We start from the raw sequence: 26,291 nt of genomic DNA, 5'->3' as shown, positions 1-26,291 counted from the left end.
ATACTGTACGAACATACAGTATGCGGAGCGTGAGTGATGGAAGACGATTTGATCGACGATAATGGCTTTGAATTGGGGATGCCCACCCGCGTAGAGATGCTCAAGCACCAATGTGATTTGCTGTGTGCCGAGCTGGAGACAACGCGCCGGGACTTAAGGAAGGCCCACCAGAACATCGCTGGATTGATTGTCATGTACCGGGAAAGCTCGACGGAGCTGGCCGCCCTGAAGATTGAACACGAGCGGTTGAAGTGGACGCTTAGTGACATGTATAGCCGTGACAGGGAACGGGAAACATCGCGGATGGGTTATGCGTATGGTGACCACACTAAAGACAATACCTAGTCCTTGGACTAACAACGTAATGACATCAAGAACTAACCATACCCATGACTGGTAGAAACGCCCAATAGCCTTAGTACTGTATTGACCCAGTTACTTCCGGTACACGCCCTTTATATTACACTCTGGTTGGAACGGAATGCATCCACTGATATTATAGACGTGGGTTTCAAATTTCGGAGTTGGATCACCTTTAATCTTCGCCTTGTCGACAGTGTAAATGATGCTATATGTTCGAGACTCTGGAAATTCTATCCCACGGTGATTATAAGAAAAGACATCTTTCACTCCAAGCAGACTTACTTCAGTCCCTACTGACTTTGACTCCAAGAATCGCCCTAGCTTTTCCCTGATGCTACAATAATTACTCCCGATGTGACCGTTACAGTTGTACGTGCCGACAGTGATTTTTGATTCATACAGCGTCGTCAGGAAGTATTTGCCCAGAGTGTCCCGCATCTGCACGAGGACTAACTCTGGCACGCGCCACGTATACGTGATTTTTATATCGGCCGTCTTGCTGGTGCTAGACACTACCTCAAGCACCGGAGTATCTATTTGGAGATTATCTCGGTACTTGAGGAAGACGTTGTCGGTTAGGTCTTTAACAGCTTCTTGATACTGCTGCTCTACAGTTTTCGTCGCCTTAACCTGATCCTCCAAGGTTGCGGCATCGACGGTAGTTGAAGCTACGGAAAGCATGACCGCTATGAAGCGTTTCATAGAATTACCTTTAACTTTTGGAACTGCTTATTGAGGCTGCTCTTCGCTGTCCCGGCAACCCAGCAGCAGGAACTTCACATCGCGCTCATAAACGGAGTAGCTTCCCCATCCGAGCAAATCAAAAATCGATTTGGCACGAGAGACATAAGGCGGTGCAATTGAAAAAGCACTAGGCATAGCGACGTTTAGAGTCGCAAAAACAGCACTCCAATCAGCTCTCTTTGCCGTGGTTTCATAATGCATGGCCTGATTGCGCCCTTGCCAAACCAAATCACACAAACTGACTCCATGGATCGTTCGACCTTTATGAGGGTACGTCCTAATACTGGAGTGAACTCTAGACATACCTTGCTGAACAATCTGCAAAATAGAGCCCGCGAGGATGCTTGCGGAACTTTCGAATGTCATAATCGCCTTTTTAGTTGCCTCAAGCTTGTAATGCTGCCGGGCTACTCTTAATAACTCATCTGGTTGAGCATCGACACTCGCTGATTTGGCAACTACCAGATCCTGATGCTGTCGCTCTAAACGCTCTACAAACTGTGAAGTTTCCAGATCCTGCAAGTTAAGCATTTGAATTACTTGCAGCGACACATGACCGGTTAATACCGAATAATCTTGCACGAGTTCATTCTGGATACCGGGCGTCACTGATGTTTGCAATCCATCCGAGGTTTTACTCATAGCATTCCTTCGCTTTGGTGGACGCAAAGATGGGCGTCCTTCAGGGCCTTCACCCCTACGTTATAGGGCGTAAGGGTTTTCGTCCACGAGAAACAATATTTATTCGGGGTTATGTCGTCAAAACACTAAGTCCATCTCGCCGCTCGCTGGGGATCACTTACTAATCCGCTGATACCCGAAACTTTTCAAACTGACACTTGCCCCAGGTCGTACATGGCCCGTGAAGTTGCATACGAAATATCGTGACGGGTATCCGGCAAAAGGCGAAATCTTGACCTAGGCTGGCTCGGTCCTTAACGCCATTGCCGTGCCACCTTGCTGCCGGCAATTATGAGTTCAAAATATCGAGACCCAATGAAAAGCCCCGCACTTGGCGGGGCTTGGGCACTTCTACAGGAGCTTATAGTTCTGAATTCAGGGCGGCCTTCACCCTTTGAACTGTGGTCGTACTGCAATGCACTATGTGGGCTACTCCGCGAATGCTCTTACCGTCGTTCAGCAATACCGTGATGCGGTCGCGAAGGTCTGTATCCACCTGACGGCCTTTATACACGCCGCCCTGCTTTGCCTTCTCGATACCCTCAGCTTGCCGGCGACGACGGTCTTCATAGTCCTTACGGGCCACCACGGCTAGCATGTCGAGCAACATGCCATTAACGGCTGCAATCATTCCTTTCGTGAAGTCGTCCATCCCTTGGGCCGGCTTCAAGGCTGCGTGACTGGTAGACAAGTCGATAGATACCACCGTCACTCGCTTGGCTGCGATCTTCGCTTTCAACAAGTCCCAGTCTGGGGCAGTGAGTCGGGACAGGCGGTCAACGCCTTCGATCAGCAGTATGTCGCCTTCATGGCTGTCTTCCAGCAGGCGGAACAACTCTGGCCGGTCAAGCTTGGTGCCGGATTCGTTCTCTATGTAAAAGGCTGCCACCTTGTGATCATGCTTTGCAGCGAACGCTACAAGGGCCGCCTTGGCACGGGACGCATCCTGTTCAGAAGTTGAAGCGCGAAGGTAAGCACGGATGAACATGGTGAAGCCCCTTTGTATCACTTAGGATGTGTCACACAGTAACGTGTTACATAGGGTTGGTAAAGCCTTTAAATGACACATATTTAGGAGGTTTTCGGGTCACCTTCTGTGTAGCTATTCCGTAGCACCTGATGCATACCCGAAATGACACAGTAGATAACCCTGAAAAGTCAGGGCTGCCTAGGTACGGCTGCTGTGGCAGCTTCACTTCTAGGATCCAAAACTGGACCATCAAATGGGCTGGAGGAGTCCGGAGAAATGGGCAGTTTTCGCACACTTATGGCGTGAGACATCAACGCAAAGTTGCATTCATTGAAAGTTCCACGAAAAGAGAGGTTGGCTTAGCCCCTGTAGCGGCAACGCACCATTTATAGGGGACTTGGCGGGGATAGAGGGTGTGATGGCAGCCTGAGAGGCGAGATATCAGGATACTAGGATTAGATATTGCAATAGATGTTGCATTAGTTATTTGAGGGAGATGCCCGCTACAACATGCCCCTAATCTTGGAGACATCTTTCACGCCCGGTGGGCAGTCCCCTCATACTGCTAGTTGTTGCCCATCTACGGCCATTGGCGGGTATTCCAGATACGCCGGGTAGCGTTGAAATTGCACGCCGTACACCGTGTGCATGCGGTTATTACGATACTGTTCACGCCCCTGCTCTATAGCAGCTTGCAAACTCCGCAGGACGCCATCCTGAGCGGCAAAGACTTGCGATTCAGTGCAGATACCCAGATCCAGCAGCGCCTGCCATGTACTCTCAAACGAGTTGTACAAGTCGTCGATGTAGGTGATCCAGTTCGCTCCACAGGCTTCCCAAGTCATCTCGTCGGGAGCCATCACTACCGGCACCAATGTTTGCAGATGCAGGCGTACTTCTAGTTGTGCCTCCAATGCTTCTCCGTCAATGTTCAGCCCCTGTAATGCGTTGTGGGCTGCTTCGATGATCGACGTAACCAAAGCCTGTCGGTCGGACTCCAGAAGGCTAACGGGTGTTCTCCACGGGTAAACTGGGTTGCAGTACTGTAGTGGAGACCAGCTTGCGTTCGGAAAGTCGAAGCGACCTCTGGCCTTACCTTGTGCGTCGTTGATCGGGGCAAGATAACTACCGAGCACTCGCACCAGCGATAACATGAACCGACAGTTATCCCGATGCTTGCCTTCCGGCAAATCCGTAGAGAATCGCTTCAACTCATCGTGCATTACGCCCAACTGGGAATCGGGTGGGCAGTTCCTGAAAATACGTTCCTTGTCCCGATTTCGGCCATCTTGCATGGTTGCCAGTGCCTGCAACTCCGGTAGCTTCAATGCCCCAAGTTCCGCCAATGTGTAGCGACGGTCTAGCGGCTCTAACAGTTCGTCGCCCTGCCCCTTGTGAATTGACCTGGCTAACCGTAGTCGTGCAGTCCGCTGGGGCATCTCGTCCAGCTCATCAAGGAAGGTGTCCAGCTCGGCACCGAGGAAGTCAGCAAGCTTCTGTAGCTTCTGATCCAACGTCATGCTGGGGGTGATGTCCCACTTACGTTTCCGGGCAGACTTGGGGATCGATTCACCCGCCCAAGCGTTTACGGGTTTGTTGCCGTGCTGCTGGTTCAGATAGTCGAGGCCAACGAACAGATTCAGTGAAGTTGTCAAGCCTGTAGAACCATCACGCCCCTTAAGACCTTGCACGTGGCACAGGTGATATGCATCTTTACCGTGGCCTTTATCAATCCAGCCGTACCGCTTCTTACGGAAGTTGTGCATGGCCAATAGCTGGTGCAGGCCAGCAGCATCGATGCCCTGATAAGTCTGGACGGTGCCTGCCCGCTCGGCCTGTTCGATGAACCACAAGCCAAACGGATTCTCAGTCAGGCGCTCTTTACGGCGCTGCACCTTCTGCTGCTGGGGGGTGATCTTGGGTGCCTTCTGCTTACGCTGTGCTGCTGACTTGCAGGTACTCTTGCAGGTGGAACGGCCACCGGGCCGACGATTGAACATTGTTCCGCAGTTGGTGCAGGCGAACTCACGCTGCTTGTTTGTAGTTACGGGTGTCGTTGCCATCTTTGTCCGCTGTTTCCGGGATCAGGTTTAGTAGTGCGGCCTCTGTGATGAGCACGTTCAGGCCGTGTGTTGGGTTGGTGATGCCACGTTCGGCCATGAAGGCCAGCAGACGCCCTGTGGATGAATTGTTGAGGGAAATCCTCATGGTTGGTACTCCGTAGAAATGGAAATTATGCAAAGTGAAAGCCGGCTGGAGGCGTCTAAATCAGGTGTTATAGCCTGAAACGGATGCAATCCCCAGCCTACCTAGCGCCACTAAACGCCTTTCGCCAGACAGCAGAAAACCGACGTAGTCAGTTGGGCCATTCGGCTTGACTATCGGGAGGCTGTATCAGGGAAGGCGGATATGATGCAGAAGAATTTACTTGGCTGTCGAGGCTTTCTTTGGCGAGTAGGCCTGTTGCAAATCAGCCAGCGCCCGTGCTTCTTCTGTTGCTTGATGTTCTGCGGCAACTTTGGCGGCCGCCGCTGCATGTTCTCTCGTCCTGCGTTCTACGCTGATAGCAATCTGGCGTTTCGTTTCTCCAATATTGCGGGTATAACGGCTTGCGGCATAATCAACCTTCGCCTGCTCTGCAACTTCAAGAAGATCGGCATCGACAATAGTCGCCGGCTTCTTAAGCTGCACGCTAAGATATAGCGGGCGACAAAGAGAAGTTGCAACGGTGTACCCCTGAACAAGCCAGCCTGCTAGTTCATTGAGAGCCACAGTTAGCGGCTCCTCGTTAACCCAAGACACATTAACGCCTAAATCCGGGTAAGCTGACGACATACAGTTACGAAAGTATTGCGCCTCTCTCTGCTTAATTAGTGCCTGTAGCTCTTCATCATCATACTTAAAGAACTCGACAACCTCACTGCCATATCTGTATTGCGTATTATCCATACTGATTTTCCTTTGGTTACTTAAAGTTGTTACGTGTTTTAATCTGCTGAATAAGGCTTTGACGGGCCTTATCATCATCAGGGGGTGGATTGGTATTGTTTGTATCGTTGGCGGCTGCAAGACGCTTCTGGCGGTCTGCTAGAAGGGATTCCAACTCTGCACGGGAGATGTTCCGCTTAGCCGCTTCTGCATTCATGAAAATTTCTAGACTGGCTTTGGCTGCCCTAACGGCTGCCTCACTCTTGGCAAGCTGGAGCTTGGACTGGGCGGCCTTTGCCTTTGCCTGGGCAAGTGCCTTAGTCTTCGTCCGGTAATCTTGTAAGTCTGCAAGGGTAGTGATCATGCCAGCAGGAAGCACATTGGCTTCCAGATAATTCAAGTAGTTCAACTCTACTGCCGTAGCTTCAATAAAGTCTGAAGTCGAAGACTTTAGTTTCTCGTTACTGTAAGACAGTATGGCGCCATTGGCCTTATCCACTTCCAGGAAAACCGTATTAGTCATTGTGTGTTTCCTGATTATTAACTTGCTCTGCTTCCTGAGCAACGAACTCTACTGCGAGTTCCGCTTGTGTCTTCTTCTGGGTTGCCCGCCAGTTCTGACTCTGGCAGACCGCTGAACACCAGCGTGCTCTGTGACTACGTGCGTAATAAGTTGCACCACAGTGGTCGCAGACCTTACGTTTGAGGGGATAACGTTTTGTCATAGGATATATCTCTTAATTTGAAAAGCAGCAGCCAAGGAAAATCCCCACCCTCTTTATAGAGAGGCTCGGGGAGCTTAGCTGTTAGGTTGCGTGCACTGAATAGTGCTTAGACTTTTCCTGCGTTGCAGGGAAAATGAATTAGCGACCGTCTCCTGTTGCATCCTGACGGCCAAGAACTGACATTACGACAATAGAGATATGCCTAACTCTATAACCACAACGGCAACAACTCTCAAGGAATAAAGTCGATCTTCTGCACTTGGAATCGACAACAAGTATTTAACAACATAGTCAGGCAGGATCAAAGCTAACTATATTGTCGAGCAGGGGGGAGTTACCAAGAAGTGCTTCTAACAATATACCTATTTAAACACACATATTTGGTTTTGTCAAGATGCAAATCACAGTTCTACATATAATGCAAGCGAATATTGATAAGCGGTAGACGCCCTAAAATTTCAGGCCACCTCCTGCATGATGCTGCGAGGGTTGTGCTTGCAGGGCGAGCAGATTTTCACAAGGAACGTACGTCTTTCTGAATTGGTGCATTTGATTACAACTTGCTGTTCAGAGGGCCGCCGGGCACGGGAAAAACTCTGTTGGCCAGTCGTTTGCCGGGGCTGTTACCGCCATTGTCCGAGAGTGAAGCGCTGGAAGTCGCGGCCATACAATCCGTCACCAGTTGCGTACCGTTAAGCCACTGGCCACAGCGCCCTTTCCGCCAGCCCCACCACTCCGCCTCTGGCCCGGCGTTGGTGGGTGGCGGCTCACAGCCACAACCTGGCGAAATCACCCTCGCCCACCATGGCGTGTTGTTCCTCGATGAGCTCCCGGAGTTTGATCGCAAGGTATTGGAGGTTTTGAGGGAGCCATTGGAGTCGGGTTGCATCGTGATTTCCCGCGCCAAAGACCGCGTGCGCTTCCCGGCGCGCTTTCAATTGGTGGCGGCGATGAACCCGTGTCCCTGTGGATACCTTGGCGAACCCAGTGGCAAATGCAGTTGCACGCCCGACATGGTTCAACGCTATCGCAACAAACTGTCGGGCCCGCTGCTGGATCGTATAGACCTGCACCTGACCGTCGCTCGGGAGGCCACTGCGTTGAATCCTGCGCTCAAGCCCGGTGACGACACGGCCACCGCTGCCGCCCTGGTGGCCGATGCACGAGAGCGGCAACAAAAACGTCAGGGCTGCGCAAACGCATTCCTCGATCTGCCTGGCCTGCGCCGCCACTGCAAGTTATCCACAACCGACGAAACCTGGCTGGAAACCGCCTGCGAGCGTTTGACCTTGTCCCTGCGAGCAGCCCATCGACTGCTCAAAGTGGCGCGTACCTTGGCGGACCTTGAGCAAGTCGATGGCATCACCCGTGAACATCTGGCCGAAGCGCTGCAATATCGGCCAAGCGCCAATTGATCGGTTTACTCCTTGGTGAGGTCCACCAACGGCGCCTGTCGCACTTCCGTCTCCCGCCCACCCTGAATCTCTTTCACCCGACTCAACGCCTTATCCACAGCCCCTTTATCCGCCAGCAAGCTGTAGCTGATCTGAAACTGTTTCTGCTCTTTAGGGCCAATCGTCGGCACCAGGTTCAGCGGCCGTTGATACCGGCGGTTGTAGGAAAAACTGGTTCCCGGCTCCAACCCGGTGACATAGCCCTGCCCTTGCGTGTCGGTGTTTTTCCACAGGGAGAACACCGGCAACTGCTGGGTATTAAAACCCACCGATACCCCGAGGCTGCCCGCCTTGTTATGCAACACGGTCAGGGTGTCACCCTCGGCATCGGCATACGGCACGACGTTGTAAACCGTCTCGTCGTAATCCTTGGTCGGCGCGCGGTAGGTTTGCCAGTCCGGCAGATCTCCCTTGGCCTTGTCGTTGAACGGCGATACCTGTTTGACCGGCGCAACAAAACGCGCGCCTAGCTCCAGGAATGGCGTGCTGAAGTTGCTGTGGTACAGCGCCTGATACTCCTTCGGATAGTCGCCGTTGTTGGTCAGCGTGTCGTTGAGGGCAAACACTACGCTGCCGGGCTCGGTGACGAGTTCGGTGAGCACCGAGAAGTCGACTTTCTTGAACGCCTGCTCTTTCAGTTCACCGCGCAGGCTGATGGCGTAGGGCGGTTTTTCGTCGATGTGCAGGGTGACTTTGCTGGCAGGGATGTTGGCGGCGCGACCGTGCAAGGTCAGCAGTTCGCCATTGTCCATGCCGGGGTGGCCGACCCATTCGTAACCGCAGCGGGTGACCAGTTCGTTGAAGCCTTCAAGCCAACCCAGGCCACCGCGGCCGTTGAGTTCGATGAAGGACGGATTGACCACGTCCTTGACCGGCGAATCCCAGCCCATGCGCACAGTGCCTACCGACGCTTGCAGGACGTTCATCCCGCGAGTCGGCACTACCGAGAGTTTCAGGGTGCCGTTATCGATGTCGACAATGCTGACGCCCTCCTGCCGACCGCCGTGCAAGGTGCGCAGGGTCACGGAGAAGGGTTTGTCGGTTTTTACGCCGAGTTGTTGGCTGGTGATTTGCCAGTTTTGCGCGGCTTGGTCGGTGTCGAGCAGCACGTAATCCCAAGCCATGGCGTGGGAGGCAGCGGTCAGCGCGCCGAGGGTTATCGCGAGTTTGAGCGGGGTCATGAGGGGAGCCTTTTTTGGAGTTGTGCGGTTTTTATAGTCTTGCTGAAACGATTCATCAAGTTTAAAAAGCACTGATCCGAAGGCAAATTGATAGTGATGTGGGTTTTGGGGTTAAAACCGGGGAGCTGAGTTGATCCCATCGCGGGCAAGCCCGCTCCCACAGGTATTGCTGCGTTTGCGCAATTGCGATCAACACAAATTCTGTGGGAGCGGGCTTGCCCGCGATGGCGGTTTCAGCGGCGCGTCAACGAAACCGGTCAACCTCATGCCGCAAGTCCGCTGCGAGTTTCTCCAGCTCTTTGGCGGTGATGGCCAGATTGGAAACAACCTCCCGCTGCTCGCTGTTCGCCAAGGCAATGCTTTGCAGATTGCTGCTGAGCAACGTCGCGGTGCTGCTCTGTTCCTGGGTCGCCGTCGTGATCGCGGCAAATTGCTGGCCCGCAGAACGGCTCTGCTCATCGATCCGCGCCAGCGCCGTGGCGACGTTGGCGTTGCGCGACAGACCTTCCTGCATCAGCACGTTGCCCTGTTCCATGGTGCTGATGGCGTTGCCGGTTTCCTGCTGGATGCTCTGGATCATCCCGGAAATTTCGTCCGTCGCCTGACGAGTGCGTGAAGCCAGGTTGCGAACCTCATCGGCAACCACCGCAAACCCACGCCCCTGCTCGCCAGCCCGGGCGGCTTCGATGGCGGCATTGAGCGCCAGCAAGTTGGTCTGCTCGGCAATCGAGGTAATCACCCCGACGATGCCGCCGATTTCCTGAGAGCGTTGACCCAAGGTGTTGATCACGGTGGCGGTGCTGTTCAGTGCGCCGGCAATTTGCTCCAGTGACGAGGACGCTTCGTCCATCGACGTACGACCGATCTGAGTTTGCTGTGCGTTTTCCTGAGCCAGACGCTGGGTGTTGCCCATGTTGTCGGCAATGTTCAGGGACGTAGCGCTGAATTCTTCCACGGCGCCGGCCATGCTGGTGATCTCGCCTGATTGCTGCTCCATCCCTTCATAGGCGCCACCGGACAGGCCGGACAACGCCTGGGCACGGCTGTTGACCTCTTGCGAGGCCTTGCGAATGTGCTCGACCATGGTCGACAAAGCCTGGCTCATCTGGTTGAAGGCGCGGGCCAGTTGACCGATCTCGTCGTTGCTCGACACGTTCAATCGCACGCTCAAATCACCGGCGCCCAACGCTTCGGCCTGACGCACCAGATCGCCCAGCGGCGCGAGTTTGCTGCGCAGCAGCCCGACCGCCGAACCCACCGCGATCAACATCGCCAGCAGACTGCCGATCGCCAACTGGATACCGACGCTCCAGGTCACGGCACTGATTTCGGTTTTCGGCATGCTTGCCACCACCGACCCCGGCCCGCCTTCGAACGGCACGGCAATGCTGTAGAACGCTTCGGACTTGTCGCTCCAGAACTCGCCTTTGCCCGGCGTCTTCGCCAGCCCGGTGATGGCCGTAACGGCTTGATCCGGCGCCTGCACACCGGCAATCGGCACCAGCCATTTGTTTTGCTCATCCAGCAACGCCAACGAACCGGTCTGGCCGATGCGAAAGCGTTTGAGGTTGGCGAACTGCGCGTTCTGCGCGTCGGTGTAATCGAATCCTACGAACAGCACGGCAATCACCTTACCGCCACTGTCGCGTACGGGGGTGTACTGAGTCATGTAGGACCGTTCGAAGAGCAACGCGCGTCCGACGTAGCTCTGCCCCGCCATGAGTCGTGCATAGGCCGGATTGGCGTGATCGAGCAGCGTGCCGATGGCCCGGTTGCCGTCCTGTTTGCTAAGGGAAGTGCTGCCCCGGATAAAGTCTTCGCCACTGCGCACGAACCCCGTGGCGACCCCCGCCGTCATTTGCTTGAACTCGTCGACTTCCTTGAAGTTGTTGTTCAGCACTTCGCTGCCCAGGTGCAGGCCCGGCGTCTGGGCGCCGGCCACGGCCACCGGTTCGTCCGGGTGCACGCTCAGCCCCGCGCTAAAGCGTTTCTCGAACAGGCCGGCCAGGCGTTGGGTGCTTTCACGCCGGGTGCCGTGAAACGTGCGCAACTGATCGGCCAGCAACCGGGCTTCACTGGCCAGGTGCTCTTCGCGGGTGGCGAGATTGGCGGTGTCCAGCGAGCGCAGGGCGAACACGGTGCTGCCGCTGATGACAATCGCCAGTATCACGGCGAGCGCAAGACCAAGCTGTGAGGCGATCCGGGCACGAGGTTGAGGCATGACAGCTCCTGGCCGAGTGAGCGGATCATCCTGATCCCGACGCACACTCGGCAAAATTTCCAATGATGGGGAATACGTCGAACCTGCACGAAGGTTCCATGTGCAGATTTTCGGCGCCAAACCTGTATACTTGAGTGATTAGCCGGGATATAGCTCAAGGCCGCCATTGCGACGGCTCTATCGATTCAGCTCAAGTGCTCGACGTCGGGCAATTCCATGGCGCGGACTTCGCCTTGGAGGAAGTCGCTGAGCCGACGCATGCGCTCGCCACCGGGACGGGTTTTCGGCCACACCAGGTAATATTTCTCACCGCTGGCGACCGCCGTCGGCCACGGCAGGCTCAAACGTCCCTGCGCCACATCTTCCGCCACCATCAGCAGATCGCCCATCGATACGCCGTACCCTCGGGCGGCGGCGATCATGCCCAGCTCCAGCGTGTCGAACACCTGCCCGCCCTTGAGCGACACCTGATCAGACAGACCCATGCGCTCAAGCCAATTGCGCCAGTCGCGACGGTCCGGTGCCGGGTGCAGCAGCTCAGTGCTGGCCAGGCGTGCAACGTCCCACGGCTGGTCGTCCAGCAAATTGGGGGCGCCCACTGGAATCAGCTCTTCCGGAAACAACAATGTCGCCTCCCAGTCCAGTGGGAAATTTCCGTTGCTGAGGATGACGGCGCAGTCGAAGGGTTCGTGGTTGAAGTCCACGGTGTCGATGTCCATCCAGGCGCTGGTCAACTGCACCTCGTTGCCCGGCTGCAAATGACGGAAACGGCTGAGCCGCGCCAGCAACCAGCGCATGGTCAGGGTGGACGGCGCCTTCATGCGCAGGACGTCATCCTCGGCGCGCAGGGTATTGCAGGCCCGCTCAAGCGCCGTGAAGCCTTCACGAATGCCGGGCAGGATCAGCCGCGCCGACTCGGTCAATTGCAGATTGCGCCCACTGCGATGAAACAGCCGACAGGCGAAATGCTCTTCCAGCGTACGAATGTGCCGGCTGACCGCACTTTGGGTGATCGACAACTCTTCGGCAGCGCGAGTAAACGAGCTATGCCGCGCCGCCGCTTCGAATGCGCGCAGGGCATACAAGGGAGGAAGACGACGGGACATTCGGAAAGCTCCTATAACGGGATTCCGCCAACTTATCAGAAACTCCCCTGCATGAGTTTTAATCATGCCACCCATCCTTTTTATCCCTTTGTGCAAACCCTCCAGAGCGCCGAGAATCGACCCTTCCAGATCTCTTTGGGTTTTCCTTTTCCTCTTAAATAGCCGAGCGTGATGATCATGAAGCATCCAGCGCGTATTGAACTCTGGGCCATCCTGCGGCTGGCGGGGCCGCTGATCGCCTCGCAGCTGGCGCACATGCTAATGGTCCTCACCGACACCTTGATGATGGCGCGCCTGAGCCCCGAAGCCCTGGCCGGTGGCGGACTGGGTGCGGCGTCCTATTCGTTCGTGTCGATTTTCTGCATTGGCGTGATCGCGGCGGTCGGCACCCTGGTGGCGATCCGTCAGGGCGCCGGCGACATCGTCGGTGCCGCGCGGCTGACCCAGGCCGGGTTGTGGCTGGCGTGGTTGATGGCGCTGGTGGCCGGGCTGCTGCTGTGGAACCTCAAACCGGTGTTGCTACTGTTCGGGCAAACCGAAACCAACGTCCAGGCGGCCGGGCAGTTCCTGCTGATCCTGCCGTTCGCCCTGCCCGGCTACCTGAGCTTCATGGCCCTGCGCGGTTTCACCAGCGCCATCGGCCGGGCGACGCCAGTGATGGTCATTAGCCTCGGCGGCACCGTGGCCAACTTCCTACTCAACTATGCGTTGATCACCGGCATGTTCGGCTTGCCGAAAATGGGTCTGGTAGGGATCGGCCTGGTGACCGCGATTGTCGCCAACCTGATGGCCGTGGCGCTGGCGTTGCACCTTCGCAAGCATCCGGCCTACGACGCCTATCCGTTGCGCCAGGGGTTGTCGCGGCCCAACCGTCGGTACTTGAAAGAACTGTGGCGCCTCGGCCTGCCGATCGGTGGCACCTACGCGGTGGAAGTCGGATTGTTTGCCTTCGCCGCGCTGTGCATGGGCACCATGGGCAGTACGCAACTGGGCGCCCACCAGATTGCCCTGCAAATCGTCTCGGTGGCGTTCATGGTTCCGGCGGGCATTTCCTATGCGATCACCATGCGCAGCGGCCAGCACTATGGCGCCGGGCAATTGCTCGATGCACGGCTGGCCGGCCGGGTCGGCATCGCCTTCGGCGCGGCGGCGGTGCTCGGCTTTGCGATGGTCTTCTGGCTGCTGCCGAACCAGTTGATCGGCTTGTTCCTCGACCATAATGACCCGGCGTTTCGCGACGTCATCAACCTGGCGGTGAGCCTGTTGGCGGTGGCAGCGCGGCTCGAGCTGTTCGACGGCACGCAAACCATCGCCCTGGGCTGCATTCGCGGGCCCAAGGATGCCAAGACCACCTTTCTTGTTGGCCTGGGTTGCTATTGGCTGATTGGTGCACCGGCCGCCTGGTGGATGGCCTTCCATTTGCACTGGGGCCCGACGGGCGTCTGGTGGGGCCTGGCGCTGGGGCTGGCGTGCGCGGCGGTGAGTTTGACATTGGCGTTTGAGTGGAAGATGAAGCGGAGGATTCGGCGGGAGCCGGCACAACAACGTTTCGAGGCCATTCAGACCGAATGAGATCCCTGTAGGAGCGAGGCTTGCCCGCGAAGGCGTCGTGTCAGTTAACAACAATGTCGACTGATACGACGCCTTCGCGGGTAAGCCTCGCTCCTACAGGTTCGGTCCAGGAGGGTTAGCTCACGACTTCCAGTGGCGGCTGCGGGCGGCTGTCGAAGGTCAGGTCCCCAATCACCCCCGCCAGCGGCAACGGCTTGCTAATCAGATACCCCTGCACCTGATCGCAACCGAAGCCGCGTAACAACTCCAGCTGCTCAGCCGTTTCCACACCTTCGGCGACCACTTCAAGGTTGAGGTTGTGGGCCAGGTTGATCATCGCGTGCACCAGTTTGCGATTTTCCTCGCGCTCCTCCATGCCGCCGACAAAACTCTTGTCGACCTTGAGCAAGGCAATCGGCAGGCTGTTGAGGTGCACGAACGAGGAGAACCCGGTGCCGAAATCGTCGAGGGAGAAGCGCACACCCAAGCGTCCGAGGGCGTCCATGGTCTGCTTCACCAGATCGCTGCGGCGCATGACCGCGGTTTCGGTCAGTTCGAATTCCAGCCATTGCGCCTCGACACCGCGCTCGGCAATCAGCCGGCTCAGGGTCGACAGTAATTGGCTGTCCTGGAACTGCCGGAACGACAGGTTGATCGCCATGTGCAGCGCCGGCAAACCTCGTTCGCGCAACGCCTGCATGTCACGCAAGGCCCGGGAGATAACCCAGTAACCCAGTGGCACGATCAAACCGCTTTGCTCGGCCAACGGAACAAATTCGCTCGGCGCCAGCAACCCGCGCTCGGCGTGACGCCAGCGCACCAAGGCTTCGAGGCCGACGATCTGCCCGTCCTCTAGGTTCAGGCGTGGCTGGTAATGCAATTCCAGCTCATCGCGACGCAAGGCCCGGCGCAGCTCACTTTCCAGGTCGGCCATGCTGCGGGCATTGCGGTTGATGCGCTCGTTGAAGATGTGAAAGGTGCAGCCCTGCGTGCTCTTGGCCTGCTGCATGGCGATGTGTGCGTGCCACATCAGCGGGTCGGCACCGGCTTGCGCGCGGGCGTGGGCGATACCGAGGCTGGAACCGATCAACAGGCTTTCGCCGTCGACCCAATAAGGTTCGGCCAGCGCTTCGGTGATGCGTTCGGCCATCCACTCGGCGCGCTGCGGGGCGCGGCGGGTGTCGATCAGCAGGGCGAACTCGTCGCTGCCCAGCCGCGCCAGTTGATCGCCGGCCTCAAGCTGGCTTTTCAACCGCGCGACCACTTGCAAGATCAGGCGGTCGCCAGCCTGATGACCGAGGGCATCGTTGGCGTGACGGAAGTTGTCGAGGTCGAGGTGACCGAGGGCCAAACCGCGACCGTCGTTTTCCACCAGGCGCGCTGCCAGCAAGGTCTGGAAACCCTGGCGGTTGGCGATGCCGGTCAGTGGGTCTTGCTCGGCCAGCCGTTGCAGGGTGTTTTCCAGCAAGCCACGCTCGCGCACATGGCGCAGGCAACGGCGCAACATGCCGGGATCGAGCAGATCGCGCACCAGCCAGTCGCTCACACCGTCGGGTGGCGTCAGCGGCTCATGCTCGAGCAGCAACACGGTCGGCAGGCTGCATTGGCCAGGCAAAGGCTGGAGAGCCGGGATCGTCAACAACACCGCGCTGCGGTTGTCTTCGAACAGACTGCTGACTGACTCCCAGCTCGGCGCGCTGATCAGCACGGCCGAGCTCCCCATCGGAGCCAGACACTCGCGCAACAACGCTGCCCACGCTGGCTCTTCAGCCAGTAGCAGCAAACGCAAGGGTTCGACAGGCGTAGACAAGCTAGCTCCCTAGACTCTGCAAAGATGTAGGCGGCGGGCATTATGCCGCGCCCCTAACCAATGACCAAATGACATCGATTATCAAACGTGGCTTTAGCATCAGGCGTTACGGACATTAGTCGCAATTCCACTGCGCATCCTGCGTGAAAGTAACAAAACCGGCAATTAGAGATCGCGTGCTGCGTCACAAGTCGGAGAGAGCAGCACAATTCGCTGAGCCTGTTAAAATGCCGGCCCATTTCGCAAACGACTTCCGACAATCCTGTATGTCCCGACTCAATCCCCGGCAGCAAGAAGCCGTGAGCTACGTCGGCGGCCCTCTTTTGGTGCTCGCCGGCGCAGGCTCCGGCAAGACGAGCGTGATCACCCGCAAAATTGCGCACCTGATCCAGAATTGTGGCATCCGCGCCCAGTACATCGTCGCCATGACCTTTACCAACAAGGCCGCGCGCGAGATGAAGGAGCGGGTCGGCACCCTGCTCAAGGGTGGCGAAGGTCGCGGCCTGACGGTCTGCACCTTCCACAACCTGGGCTTGAACATCATCCGCAAGGAACACGTGCGGCTGGGCTACAAGCCGGGTTTCTCGATCTTCGACGAGACCGATGTCAAAGCGCTGATGACCGACATCATGCAGAAGGAATACGCGGGCGACGACGGCGTCGACGAGATCAAGAACATGATCGGCTCGTGGAAAAACGACCTGATCCTGCCGGCCGAAGCCTTGGAAAACGCGCGTAATCCCAAGGAGCAGACCGCCGCCATCGTCTATACCCACTATCAGCGCACGCTCAAGGCGTTCAACGCGGTGGACTTCGACGACCTGATCCTGCTGCCGGTGAAGCTGTTCCAGGAACACGCCGACATTCTCGAAAAATGGCAGAACAAAGTCCGCTACCTGCTGGTGGACGAATACCAGGACACCAACGCCAGCCAGTACTTGCTGGTGAAACTGCTGATCGGCACGCGCAACCAGTTCACCGTGGTGGGCGACGACGATCAATCGATCTACGCCTGGCGCGGCGCCCGCCCGGAAAACCTGATGCTACTCAAGGACGACTATCCGTCGCTGAAAGTCGTCATGCTGGAGCAGAACTACCGCTCCACCAGCCGCATCCTGCGTTGCGCCAACGTGCTGATTTCGAACAATCCCCACGAGTTTGAAAAACAACTGTGGAGCGAGATGGGCCACGGCGACGAGATCCGCGTGATCCGTTGCCGCAACGAAGACGCCGAAGCCGAGCGCGTGGCCGTGGAATTGCTGACCCTGCACTTGCGCACGGATCGGCCGTACAGCGATTTCGCCATCCTGTATCGCGGTAACTATCAGGCCAAGCTGATCGAGCTGAAGCTGCAGCACCATCAGATTCCTTACCGACTGTCCGGCGGCAACAGCTTTTTCGGACGTCAGGAAGTGAAAGACCTGATGGCCTACTTCCGCCTGATCGTGAACCCGGACGACGACAACGCCTTCCTGCGGGTGATCAACGTCCCACGCCGGGAGATCGGTTCGACCACGCTGGAAAAGCTTGGCAACTACGCCACCGAGCGAAAAATCTCAATGTACGCCGCCACCGACGAAATCGGCCTGGGCGAACATCTGGATGCGCGCTTCACCGATCGCCTGTCGCGCTTCAAGCGCTTCATGGACCGGGTCCGGGAGCAATGCGCCGGCGAAGACCCGATCTCGGCCCTGCGCAGCATGGTCATGGACATCGACTACGAGAACTGGCTGCGCACCAACAGCTCCAGCGACAAGGCCGCCGACTACCGCATGGGCAACGTCTGGTTCCTGATCGAGGCGCTGAAGAACACGCTGGAGAAGGACGAAGAAGGCGAGATGACCGTCGAAGACGCCATCGGCAAACTCGTCCTGCGCGACATGCTGGAACGTCAGCAGGAAGAGGAAGACGGTGCCGAAGGTGTGCAGATGATGACCTTGCACGCCTCCAAGGGTCTGGAATTTCCCTACGTGTTCATCATGGGCATGGAAGAGGAAATCCTCCCACACCGCTCCAGCATCGAAGCCGACACCATCGAAGAAGAGCGCCGCCTGGCCTACGTGGGCATTACCCGCGCACGTCAGACGCTGGCCTTCACCTTCGCCGCCAAGCGTAAGCAATACGGCGAGATCATCGACTGCGCGCCGAGCCGCTTCCTCGATGAACTGCCGCCGGACGACCTGGCCTGGGAAGGCACCGACGACACACCCGTTGAAGTCAAAGCCGTTCGCGGCAATACCGCATTGGCGGATATACGCGCGATGTTAAAGCGCTAGAATCGACTACTTTTTAACCAGCCCTGGACGCACAGGCGTCATTAGAGGAAAGCTTCATGGAAGCACTGCACAAGAAAATCCGCGAAGAAGGCATCGTGCTTTCCGACCAGGTCCTGAAAGTCGACGCCTTTCTGAACCACCAGATCGACCCCGCCCTGATGAAGCTGATCGGCGACGAATTCGCCACGCTGTTCAAGGACTCGGGCATCACCAAAATCGTCACCATCGAAGCCTCGGGCATCGCGCCGGCGATCATGACCGGCCTGAACCTTGGCGTACCGGTGATTTTCGCCCGCAAGCACCAGTCCCTGACCCTGACCGAAAACCTGCTGTCGGCGACCGTTTACTCGTTCACCAAACAGACCGAAAGCACCGTGGCCATCTCCCCGCGCCACCTGACCAGCAGCGACCGCGTGCTGATCATCGACGACTTCCTGGCCAACGGTAAGGCCTCGCAAGCGCTGATCTCGATCATCAAACAGGCCGGCGCTACAGTGGCTGGTTTGGGGATCGTGATCGAGAAGTCGTTTCAGGGTGGCCGTGCGGAACTGGATGCGCAGGGTTATCGGGTTGAATCGCTGGCTCGCGTGCAGTCCTTGGCGGGCGGTGTTGTGACGTTTATCGAATAAGGGTGATGCGGTTCTTCTGATGAACCGCGTCATCGTTCTTCGCGGGCAAGCCTCGCGCCTACAGGGTTTGTGTCGTGCCAAATTTTGTGGCCGACATAAACCTGTAGGAGCTGGCTTGCCAGCGAAGGCGGTGTGACAGCCAACATTGACGTTGGATGTGATGGCTTCTTCGCTGGCAAGCCAGTTCATACGGGGGATTGTGGTGTCTGGTTATTGCTCGGTGGCTTTAAGGCCGGTGAGCAGTAGCCGCTGGAACAAATCCTCTTTCAGCCCTTCCGGGTTGGTCAGCTGCATGCGTTCCAGATGTTCGGGAAACGCTGCAGGCTCCGGTGCGTCCAGAGCCGCCTTGCCCAATTCCAGAATCTCGGTGAGTTTGAACTTGCTCTTCAACCAGTTCAGCGCTCGCAGCAGATCGCGCTCAACCTCGGTGAAATCACAGCCCAGCGGATATTCCGGAAACAGGTTCGGGTGCAGCGCCTGAATCGCCTGTAAACGCTGCGGGTTGTTATCGGCGAAACGTGGATCGATGCGGAAGTTTTTCGGCAATTTGCCAACGTTCTGCGCCTGCTCGATCAGCCCCGGCTGAAAGCGTGAATCGCTGATGTTCAGCAACGCCTCGATCACCGCCGCATCGTTCTTGCCGCGCAGGTCGGCGATGCCGTATTCGGTGACCACGATGTCGCGCAGATGGCGTGGGATCGTGCAGTGGCCGTATTCCCAGACGATGTTCGAACTCACCTCACCGCCCGCCTCGCGCCAGCTGCGCAGCAGCAACACCGAACGCGCGCCTTCCAGCGCGTGCCCCTGAACCACGAAGTTGTACTGCCCGCCGACGCCGCTGAGCACGCGCCCGTCTTCCAGCTGATCAGCCACGCCAGCGCCGAGCAGGGTCATGGTGAACGCGGTGTTGATGAAGCGTGCATCGAGGCGCTGCAGCCGTTTGAGTTCTTCCTGACCGTAGAGCTCGTTGATGTAGCTGATGCGGGTCATGTTGAATTCGAGCCGTTTGTTCTGCGGCAACTCGCGCAAGCGCTCATAGAAACTGCGCGGCCCGAGAAAGAAACCGCCATGCACCGAGATGCCATCAGTCTGCGCGGCTTCGTCGAGGGTGCCGGCATTCGCTTGCTGTTGGGTCGGCACGTCCGGGTAGACCTTGCGCCGCACGATCCCGGCATCGGCCAGTACCAGCAAGCCGTTGACGAACATTTCGCTGCAACCGTAGAGGCCTTGGGCGAACGGCTCGAGACCACCTTCGCGCTCAATCAACTGCGCCCACTGGCTGAGGTTCACGTCGGCCAGCAAGGCCTTATAACCGCCATTATCCGCCTGCCGCGCCAGTAACGCAGCGGTCAGCGCGTCGCCCATGGCGCCGATGCCGATCTGCAAGGTGCCGCCGTCGCGCACCAGCGTGCTGGCGTGCAGGCCGATGAAGTGATCCTGGAAACCCACCGGCATGTTCGGGGTGGAGAACAGCGTGGTGTTGTCCTTCTCGTCGATCAGCAGGTCAAAGGTATCCATGCCGACTTCCGCGTCGCCCGGCATGTAGGGCAAGTCGTTGTGCACCTGGCCTACCAGCAGGATCGTCTCCCCCGCCGCGCGGCGTTTGGCGATCATCGGCAACAGGTCGAGGGTGATGTCCGGGTTGCAGCTCAGGCTCAGGCGATCGGGATGTTCGCCATGGCTGGCCACCAGTTGCGCGACCAGGTTCAAGCCGGCGGCGTTGATGTCGCGGGCGGCGTGGCTGTAGTTGCTGCTGATGTAGTCCTGCTGGGCCTGTGTGCTGTGGAGCAGGCTGCCGGGCGCCATGAAGAATTGCTGGATATGGATGTTCGACGGCACACTGTCGCGATGCAGGTCGGCGAGGAAATCCAGTTCTGGATAGTCGCCGAATACCCGTTCGATGAAGGGTTCGAGAAAGCGCTTTTGCAAACCGTCACCCAAGGACGGGCGGCCGAGGCACAGGGCGGTGTAAATGGTTAGCTGCCGCTCAGGGAGTTGCACGATCCGCCGATACAGCGCGTTGACGAAAGGGTTGGGCTTGCCCAGGCCGAGGGGCAGGCCCATGTGGATATGCGCTGGCAACCGTGCCAAAACGTCATCGACCGCTTGCTCGATAGAACACAGCTGCACCATCTGATCCTCCCTTACATTCCGTGAATTGGGGTTGGACCGAGCTTGCCGGGTCTTTGCTGCAATGAACAGCCTCAAAAAACCAAACACTCAAACCTGTAGGAGCGAGCTTGCTCGCGATGGACGTCAACGATAACGCGGCGAACCTGACACCCCGCGGCGTCTTCGAATTCTTCGCGAGCAAGCTCGCTCCTACAGAGAAAAGGGGATCAGGGATCCGCGGGCACAAAAAAGCCGCTCGTAAGCGGCTTTTCGATGAAGATGAAGGCTTATTTCAGGCCGGACATCTTCTGGATGGCACCTTTGAGCTCTTCGTCTGCGCAATCGGCGCAAGTGCCTTTTGGCGGCATCGAGTTGATACCCGAGATCGCCTTCGCGAGCAGGCCATCAACGCCACCTTCTTTCTTGGAGCGTTCGCCCCAAGCGGCGGCATCACCGATTTTCGGCGCGCCCAACAGGCCGGTGCCGTGGCAAGCGTTGCAATGTTTTGCAATCACTTCGTCCGGGGTCTTGGCCCCACCGCCGCCTGCCGAAGCAGCGACTTCCATACCCTTGCACTCTTGACCCTGAACACAGACCTGGCCGACTGGCTCAAGGCGTTTAGCGATATCGTCGTTGGTTGCTGCTTGTGCGCTCACTGCCCAAAGGGCCAATACGGTTGCTGGTGCAGCCAGCATTTTCATAATTAGGTTCACGCGTTCACCCTCAATGGTGGCTAGTCACGCCTACGGCCACGGTTCGCAGGCGGGCGCAAGTATAGCGGTAAGCCCGCCACTCTGAAACAACCCCAAAGTCGAAGGGGTCTTATCATCGGCGGAAAAACTGCTTGGGCGCCTGCGCAATGCTAGCAGGACGCCTCTTCCCTTAGAAATTCGCGGGTGTGGCTGCGCTGATTAGTCGCGCCGGCGCATCGAACGGATTGCGGAAGCGATGCGGCTTGGTACTTTCAAAGTAGTAGCTGTCGCCGGCTTCGAGCACAAAAGTTTCAAGCCCGACCACCAACTCCAGTCGCCCTTCGAGCAGAATCCCGGTTTCCTCACCCTCGTGGGTGAGCATCTCGTCACCGGTATCGGCGCCAGGCGGATAGATTTCATTGAGGAACGCGATGGCCCGGCTCGGATGAGCCCGACCGACCAGTTTCATGGTCACTGCGCCATCGGAAATATCGATCAGCTCGTTGGCTTTGTAGACGATCTGAGTCGGTTTTTCCTGCAGGATTTCTTCGGAAAAGAACTCGACCATGGACATGGGAATCCCGCCCAGAACCTTGCGCAGCGAACTGATCGAGGGGCTGACGCTGTTCTTCTCGATCATCGAAATGGTGCTGTTGGTGACGCCCGCGCGTTTGGCGAGTTCACGCTGCGAAAGACCTTTGAGCTTTCGGATGGATTGCAGTCGTTCACCGACGTCCAAGCTTGCGCCTCCAGGATTCAGGTTGTAGGAATATTGAGCGTTATCATGGCGACAGCGTTCAGTATTTACAACACTTTGGCCTGAATCCTGTTCGGCGAAGCGACTTCCGGTGCGCAACGTTTCGGGTCAAGCCCCGGAATAGAGCAGCGGCACCCGGCGCAGGTTGCAGAAGATCTGGTAAGGAATCGTGTCGGCAGCCTCAGCCACGGTGCTGGCGAGGACATTTTTGCCCCACAACTCGACGGTCGAACCGAGGCCGGCTTGCGGCACATCGGTCAAATCGATGCAGAGCATGTCCATCGACACCCGGCCGATCAACTGACTGCGTTGCCCGGCAACCCTCACGGGCGCGCCGGTCGGTGCGTGACGCGGGTAGCCATCGGCATACCCCATCGCCACCACGCCAACGCGCATCGGCTTCTGAGTGATGAATTTGGCGCCGTAGCCGATCGGCTCGCCGGCCGGCAGTTCTCGCACGCAAATCACTTTCGATTCCAGGGTCATCACCGGTTGCAGGCGGGACGCCACGGCATTGGCTTCTTCGAAGGGTGTCGCGCCGTACAGCATGATGCCCGGGCGCACCCAGTCGCTTGGAACCTGTGGCCAACCCATCACCGCTGGCGAGTTGCGCAAGCTGACTTCGGCTGACAAACCCTGACGCGCCGCTTCGAACACCGCGACCTGCTCGGCACTGGCCTGGCTGTGCAGCTCATCGGCGCGGGCGAAGTGGCTCATCAGCACGATTTTCGACACGTTGCCGCTGGCCAGCAGCCGCTGATAGCCCGCCTGGTAATCTTTTGGATGCAGGCCGACCCGATGCATGCCCGAGTCGAGCTTGAGCCAGACCGTGATCGGCTTGCTCAGCGCGGCTTTCTCGATGGCTTCGAGCTGCCACAGCGAATGCACCACGCACCAGAAGTCATGCTCGACGATCAGCGACAACTCATCGGCCTCAAAAAAACCTTCCAGCAGCAACACCGGCGCACGAATGCCCGCAGCGCGCAGCTCCAGGGCTTCTTCGATGCACGCCACGGCGAACCCGTCCGCCTCGGCTTCCAGCGCCTGGGCGCAACGCACCGCGCCATGGCCGTAGGCATCGGCCTTGATCACCGCGAGGGCCTTGGCCCCGGTGATTTCACGGGCGATCTGGTAGTTGTGACGCAGGGCTTGAAGGTCGATCAGGGCACGGGCAGGACGCATGGCGGCAGACTTCTGGTCGGTCATTGAAAAAAAACCGGCGCTGGCTGACGGCGTAAACCGCCAGCAGCACCGGAAGAGGGATCTTTCTGACAGGCTTATGGCAGAGCGGCTACAACTGACAGCTCAACCAGGATTTCCGGTTCGCACAACTTCGATTCAACCGTGGCGCGAGCCGGGGCGACGCCTTTTGGCAGCCACTTGTCCCACACCGCATTCATGCCTTCGAAGTGCGCATCAATGTCTTTCAGGTAAATCGTCACCGACAGCAAACGGCTCTTGTCGGTCCCGGCCAGATCGAGCAGACGCTCGATGTTGGCGAGGGTTTCACGGGTCTGCTGTTCAATCCCGGCGTTCATATCGTCGCCGACCTGCCCTGCCAGATACACGGTGCCGTTGTTAACGACGATCTGGCTCATGCGCTCATTGGTGAGCTGGCGCTGGATTGACATGTTTTGCGGACTCCTGGGTTTTGTTGCCATAACGAGAAATATCGAGGCCTTCGGCGCTGATCTGCGGCGTTTTCTTCGCCATCAGGTCAGCCAGCAAACGACCGGAGCCGCACGCCATGGTCCATCCCAGCGTGCCGTGACCGGTGTTCAGGAACAGGTTCTTGAACGGCGTGGCACCAACAATCGGTGTGCCGTCCGGAGTGGTCGGACGCAGACCGGTCCAGAAACTCGCCTGGGCCAGATCGCCGCCCTGAGGATAGAGGTCGTTGACGATCATCTCCAGGGTTTCGCGCCGACGCGGGTTCAGCGACAGCTCAAAACCGGCTATTTCAGCCATGCCGCCGACGCGGATACGGTTGTCGAAGCGGGTGATCGCGACCTTATAGGTCTCGTCGAGAATAGTCGACGTCGGGGCCATCGCCGGGTTGGTGATCGGCACGGTCAGGGAGTAACCCTTGAGCGGGTACACCGGGGCACGGATGCCCAGCGGCTTGAGCAATTGCGGCGAGTAGCTGCCGAGGGCCAGCACGTAGCGGTCGGCGGTTTCCAGCTTGCCGTCGATCCACACACCGTTGATACGATCACCGGCGTAGTCGAGTTGCTGGATGTCCTGGCCGAAACGGAATTCCACACCCAGCTTCACAGCCATTTCGGCCAGGCGGGTGGTGAAAATCTGGCAGTCGCCGGTCTGGTCGTTCGGCAGGCGCAGGGCACCGGCGAGGATGTCGGTGACGCTGGCCAGGGCCGGCTCGACGCGGGCAATGCCGGCGCGGTCGAGCAGTTCGAACGGCACGCCGGACTCTTTCAGGACGGCGATGTCTTTCGCAGCGCCATCGAGTTGAGCCTGTGTGCGGAACAATTGTGTAGTACCGAGGCTGCGGCCTTCGTAGGCAATGCCGGTTTCGGCACGCAGTTCGTCGAGGCAGTCACGGCTGTACTCGGACAGACGGACCATGCGCTCCTTGTTCACTGCATAACGGCTGGCGGTGCAGTTGCGCAGCATCTGCGCCATCCACAGGTACTGGTCGATGTCGGCGGTGGCCTTGATCGCCAGCGGTGCGTGACGCTGCAACAGCCACTTGATGGCTTTGAGCGGCACGCCAGGCGCGGCCCACGGCGAGGCATAACCCGGCGAAACCTGGCCAGCGTTGGCGAAACTGGTCTCCATGGCAGCGGCCGGCTGACGGTCCACGACCACCACTTCAAACCCGGCACGGGCCAGATAATAAGCACTGGCAGTACCGATGACGCCGCTACCCAAGACCATAACGCGCATTTTCATATCCCTCATCGCGGCTTGCCGCTGACGTTCGTAGTTGTCGAGCATTGATGTGCGCAGTGTAAAAAAGATTAGGCAGTGCTTTTCACTATATAAGTGCCTATATTTGGCGACAATTCTCGGCAAAAACCCTTTTCACGGAGGCGCATCCCCTATGCGTACCAACACTCAGACCAAACGTGAGCTGGACAAGATCGATCGCAACATCCTGCGGATCCTGCAAACGGACGGGCGCATCTCCTTTACCGAACTGGGGGAAAAGGTCGGGCTCTCGACCACGCCCTGTACTGAGCGGGTCCGGCGCCTGGAGCGCGAAGGGATCATCATGGGCTACAACGCCCGGCTCAATCCGCAGCACCTCAAGGGCAGTCTGCTGGTGTTCGTCGAGATCAGCCTCGACTACAAATCCGGCGATACTTTCGAAGAGTTCCGACGCGCGGTGCTGAAACTGCCCCACGTGCTCGAATGCCATTTGGTGTCAGGGGATTTCGATTATCTGGTGAAGGCGCGGATTTCCGAGATGGCCTCGTACCGCAAGCTGCTGGGCGACATCCTGCTCAAGCTGCCGCATGTGCGCGAATCCAAGAGCTACATCGTGATGGAAGAGGTGAAAGAGAGCTTGAATCTGCCGATTCCGGATTGAGATTTATGCTGCCTGTTCTGGCCCCATCGCGGGCAAGCCCGCTCCCACAAGGTTCGACGCCATACCTGTGGGAGCGGGCTTGCCCGCGATGGAGTCGACTCGGGCTGACTAAATTAACACCACTGTTTAAACCAACACCTGCCGGGTGCTGGCCATATATTCATGGATCTGCTTCTCGACCCTCGGATGAATCAGCTCCACCGGCCCGCGCCCATTGGGGCATGGCAAGGTCTTGGTGGTGCCGAACAACCGGCAAATCAGCGGTCGTTCGTCATACACGGTGCAGCCGTTGGGCCCCAGGTGTACGCAATTGAGCTCATCCATCGCCGTGTCCTGCTCGGCGCGGGTCTTGCGCGGCAGGCGCGACATTTCTTCCGGCGAGGTGGTCACCGGCCCGCAGCAGTCATGGCAGCCGGGCACGCACTCGAACGAGGGAATCTGCTGCCGAAGCGTGCGAATTTTCTGACTGTTGCAGCTCATCGAAGCGGTAACCAAAAGCGGAATAGACCGGGATTCTGACGCAAAAGCCCCGATCCAG

At 57.9% G+C, this 26,291-nt stretch carries 23 protein-coding genes and 1 pseudogene; 6 read left to right on the top strand and 18 right to left on the bottom strand.

The window, feature by feature from the left end:
- Positions 1–36: 36 nt before the first annotated feature.
- Entirely contained in the window at positions 37–345 is a 309-nt protein-coding gene (locus AEQ67_RS11150; RefSeq protein ID WP_059403912.1) for a hypothetical protein, read from the top strand.
- Positions 346–435: 90 nt separating this feature from the next.
- Here the strand turns inward: AEQ67_RS11150 and AEQ67_RS11145 are convergent, their stop codons facing one another.
- The 7 genes from AEQ67_RS11145 to AEQ67_RS11115 all read right to left on the bottom strand — a co-directional run bounded on the left by AEQ67_RS11145 (position 436) and on the right by AEQ67_RS11115 (position 6,209).
- Positions 436–1,065 (bottom strand): hypothetical protein, encoded by a 630-nt coding sequence (locus AEQ67_RS11145; protein ID WP_059403911.1) that lies wholly within the window; start codon positions 1,063–1,065, stop codon positions 436–438.
- Positions 1,066–1,092: 27 nt separating this feature from the next.
- Positions 1,093–1,749, bottom strand: a complete 657-nt coding sequence (locus tag AEQ67_RS11140; RefSeq protein ID WP_059403910.1) for a hypothetical protein — start codon at positions 1,747–1,749, stop codon at positions 1,093–1,095.
- A 400-nt stretch (positions 1,750–2,149) separates the two neighbouring features.
- On the bottom strand, positions 2,150–2,776 hold the full coding sequence (locus tag AEQ67_RS11135) for a recombinase family protein (protein WP_059403909.1): 627 nt from the start codon (positions 2,774–2,776) through the stop codon (positions 2,150–2,152).
- Positions 2,777–3,315: 539 nt separating this feature from the next.
- Complete coding sequence (locus AEQ67_RS11130) at positions 3,316–4,821, bottom strand: hypothetical protein (protein WP_152974826.1); 1,506 nt, start codon at positions 4,819–4,821, stop codon at positions 3,316–3,318.
- Entirely contained in the window at positions 4,784–4,966 is a 183-nt protein-coding gene (locus AEQ67_RS11125) for a hypothetical protein (protein ID WP_059403907.1), read from the bottom strand. Before AEQ67_RS11125 ends, AEQ67_RS11130 begins: the two co-directional genes overlap by 38 nt.
- A gap of 216 nt (positions 4,967–5,182) precedes the next feature.
- Entirely contained in the window at positions 5,183–5,707 is a 525-nt protein-coding gene (locus AEQ67_RS11120) for a hypothetical protein (RefSeq protein WP_059403906.1), read from the bottom strand.
- A gap of 16 nt (positions 5,708–5,723) precedes the next feature.
- Entirely contained in the window at positions 5,724–6,209 is a 486-nt protein-coding gene (locus AEQ67_RS11115) for a hypothetical protein (RefSeq protein ID WP_059403905.1), read from the bottom strand.
- A gap of 756 nt (positions 6,210–6,965) precedes the next feature.
- Here AEQ67_RS11115 and AEQ67_RS11110 point away from each other — a divergent pair.
- A pseudogene (locus AEQ67_RS11110) lies at positions 6,966–7,826 on the top strand (YifB family Mg chelatase-like AAA ATPase); the annotation flags it as partial.
- 5 nt (positions 7,827–7,831) lie between these two features.
- On the opposite strand, the gene AEQ67_RS11105 reads toward AEQ67_RS11110, so the two are convergent.
- The 3 genes from AEQ67_RS11105 to AEQ67_RS11095 form a co-directional block, all read right to left on the bottom strand.
- Positions 7,832–9,046 carry an aldose 1-epimerase family protein gene (locus AEQ67_RS11105; RefSeq protein WP_059403904.1) on the bottom strand — a complete coding sequence of 405 codons (1,215 nt, stop codon included), beginning with the start codon at positions 9,044–9,046 and terminating at the stop codon, positions 7,832–7,834.
- Positions 9,047–9,290: 244 nt separating this feature from the next.
- Positions 9,291–11,267 (bottom strand): methyl-accepting chemotaxis protein, encoded by a 1,977-nt coding sequence (locus AEQ67_RS11100; RefSeq protein WP_059403903.1) that lies wholly within the window; start codon positions 11,265–11,267, stop codon positions 9,291–9,293.
- A 185-nt stretch (positions 11,268–11,452) separates the two neighbouring features.
- Positions 11,453–12,373 (bottom strand): LysR substrate-binding domain-containing protein, encoded by a 921-nt coding sequence (locus AEQ67_RS11095; protein WP_059403902.1) that lies wholly within the window; start codon positions 12,371–12,373, stop codon positions 11,453–11,455.
- A gap of 177 nt (positions 12,374–12,550) precedes the next feature.
- Here AEQ67_RS11095 and AEQ67_RS11090 point away from each other — a divergent pair, with 177 nt between their 5' ends.
- A complete protein-coding gene (locus tag AEQ67_RS11090; protein ID WP_059403958.1) occupies positions 12,551–13,945 on the top strand; it encodes a NorM family multidrug efflux MATE transporter in 1,395 nt (464 codons plus the stop codon).
- 115 nt (positions 13,946–14,060) lie between these two features.
- Here the strand turns inward: AEQ67_RS11090 and AEQ67_RS11085 are convergent, their stop codons facing one another.
- Positions 14,061–15,734, bottom strand: coding sequence for a putative bifunctional diguanylate cyclase/phosphodiesterase (locus AEQ67_RS11085; RefSeq protein ID WP_059403901.1), 1,674 nt, complete (start codon positions 15,732–15,734; stop codon positions 14,061–14,063).
- Positions 15,735–16,000: 266 nt separating this feature from the next.
- Here AEQ67_RS11085 and rep point away from each other — a divergent pair, with 266 nt between their 5' ends.
- The gene (gene rep / locus AEQ67_RS11080) at positions 16,001–18,010 is read left to right on the top strand and encodes a DNA helicase Rep (protein ID WP_059403900.1); all 2,010 of its coding nucleotides are present in this window, start codon (positions 16,001–16,003) and stop codon (positions 18,008–18,010) included.
- A 56-nt stretch (positions 18,011–18,066) separates the two neighbouring features.
- Complete coding sequence (locus tag AEQ67_RS11075; protein ID WP_020799401.1) at positions 18,067–18,639, top strand: xanthine phosphoribosyltransferase; 573 nt, start codon at positions 18,067–18,069, stop codon at positions 18,637–18,639.
- 210 nt (positions 18,640–18,849) lie between these two features.
- Here the strand turns inward: AEQ67_RS11075 and AEQ67_RS11070 are convergent, their stop codons facing one another.
- The 6 genes from AEQ67_RS11070 to dadA all read right to left on the bottom strand — a co-directional run bounded on the left by AEQ67_RS11070 (position 18,850) and on the right by dadA (position 25,107).
- A complete protein-coding gene (locus AEQ67_RS11070; protein WP_059403899.1) occupies positions 18,850–20,772 on the bottom strand; it encodes an acetyl-CoA hydrolase/transferase C-terminal domain-containing protein in 1,923 nt (640 codons plus the stop codon).
- A gap of 266 nt (positions 20,773–21,038) precedes the next feature.
- Positions 21,039–21,452, bottom strand: a complete 414-nt coding sequence (locus AEQ67_RS11065) for a c-type cytochrome (RefSeq protein ID WP_177333641.1) — start codon at positions 21,450–21,452, stop codon at positions 21,039–21,041.
- A gap of 181 nt (positions 21,453–21,633) precedes the next feature.
- Positions 21,634–22,182, bottom strand: coding sequence for a cupin domain-containing protein (locus tag AEQ67_RS11060; protein ID WP_008150195.1), 549 nt, complete (start codon positions 22,180–22,182; stop codon positions 21,634–21,636).
- 126 nt (positions 22,183–22,308) lie between these two features.
- Positions 22,309–23,382 (bottom strand): alanine racemase, encoded by a 1,074-nt coding sequence (alr, locus tag AEQ67_RS11055; RefSeq protein WP_059403957.1) that lies wholly within the window; start codon positions 23,380–23,382, stop codon positions 22,309–22,311.
- 95 nt (positions 23,383–23,477) lie between these two features.
- Complete coding sequence (locus AEQ67_RS11050) at positions 23,478–23,831, bottom strand: RidA family protein (RefSeq protein ID WP_059403897.1); 354 nt, start codon at positions 23,829–23,831, stop codon at positions 23,478–23,480.
- Positions 23,803–25,107 carry a D-amino acid dehydrogenase gene (dadA, locus tag AEQ67_RS11045; RefSeq protein WP_059403956.1) on the bottom strand — a complete coding sequence of 435 codons (1,305 nt, stop codon included), beginning with the start codon at positions 25,105–25,107 and terminating at the stop codon, positions 23,803–23,805. The genes AEQ67_RS11050 and dadA overlap by 29 nt, the downstream gene beginning before the upstream one ends.
- A gap of 157 nt (positions 25,108–25,264) precedes the next feature.
- On the opposite strand from dadA, the gene AEQ67_RS11040 reads away from it, so the two are divergent.
- A complete protein-coding gene (locus tag AEQ67_RS11040) occupies positions 25,265–25,753 on the top strand; it encodes an Lrp/AsnC ligand binding domain-containing protein (RefSeq protein ID WP_003176896.1) in 489 nt (162 codons plus the stop codon).
- A 126-nt stretch (positions 25,754–25,879) separates the two neighbouring features.
- On the opposite strand, the gene AEQ67_RS11035 is transcribed toward AEQ67_RS11040, so the two are convergent.
- The gene (locus AEQ67_RS11035; protein ID WP_059403896.1) at positions 25,880–26,233 is read right to left on the bottom strand and encodes a YkgJ family cysteine cluster protein; all 354 of its coding nucleotides are present in this window, start codon (positions 26,231–26,233) and stop codon (positions 25,880–25,882) included.
- Positions 26,234–26,291 lie beyond the last annotated feature (58 nt).

It is taken from the genome of Pseudomonas sp. RIT-PI-q, from assembly GCF_001297125.1.
Lineage (GTDB): Bacteria > Pseudomonadota > Gammaproteobacteria > Pseudomonadales > Pseudomonadaceae > Aquipseudomonas.
The sequence above is the reverse complement of the archived record's forward strand: the minus strand, read 5'-3'. Positions and strand labels throughout refer to the sequence as shown.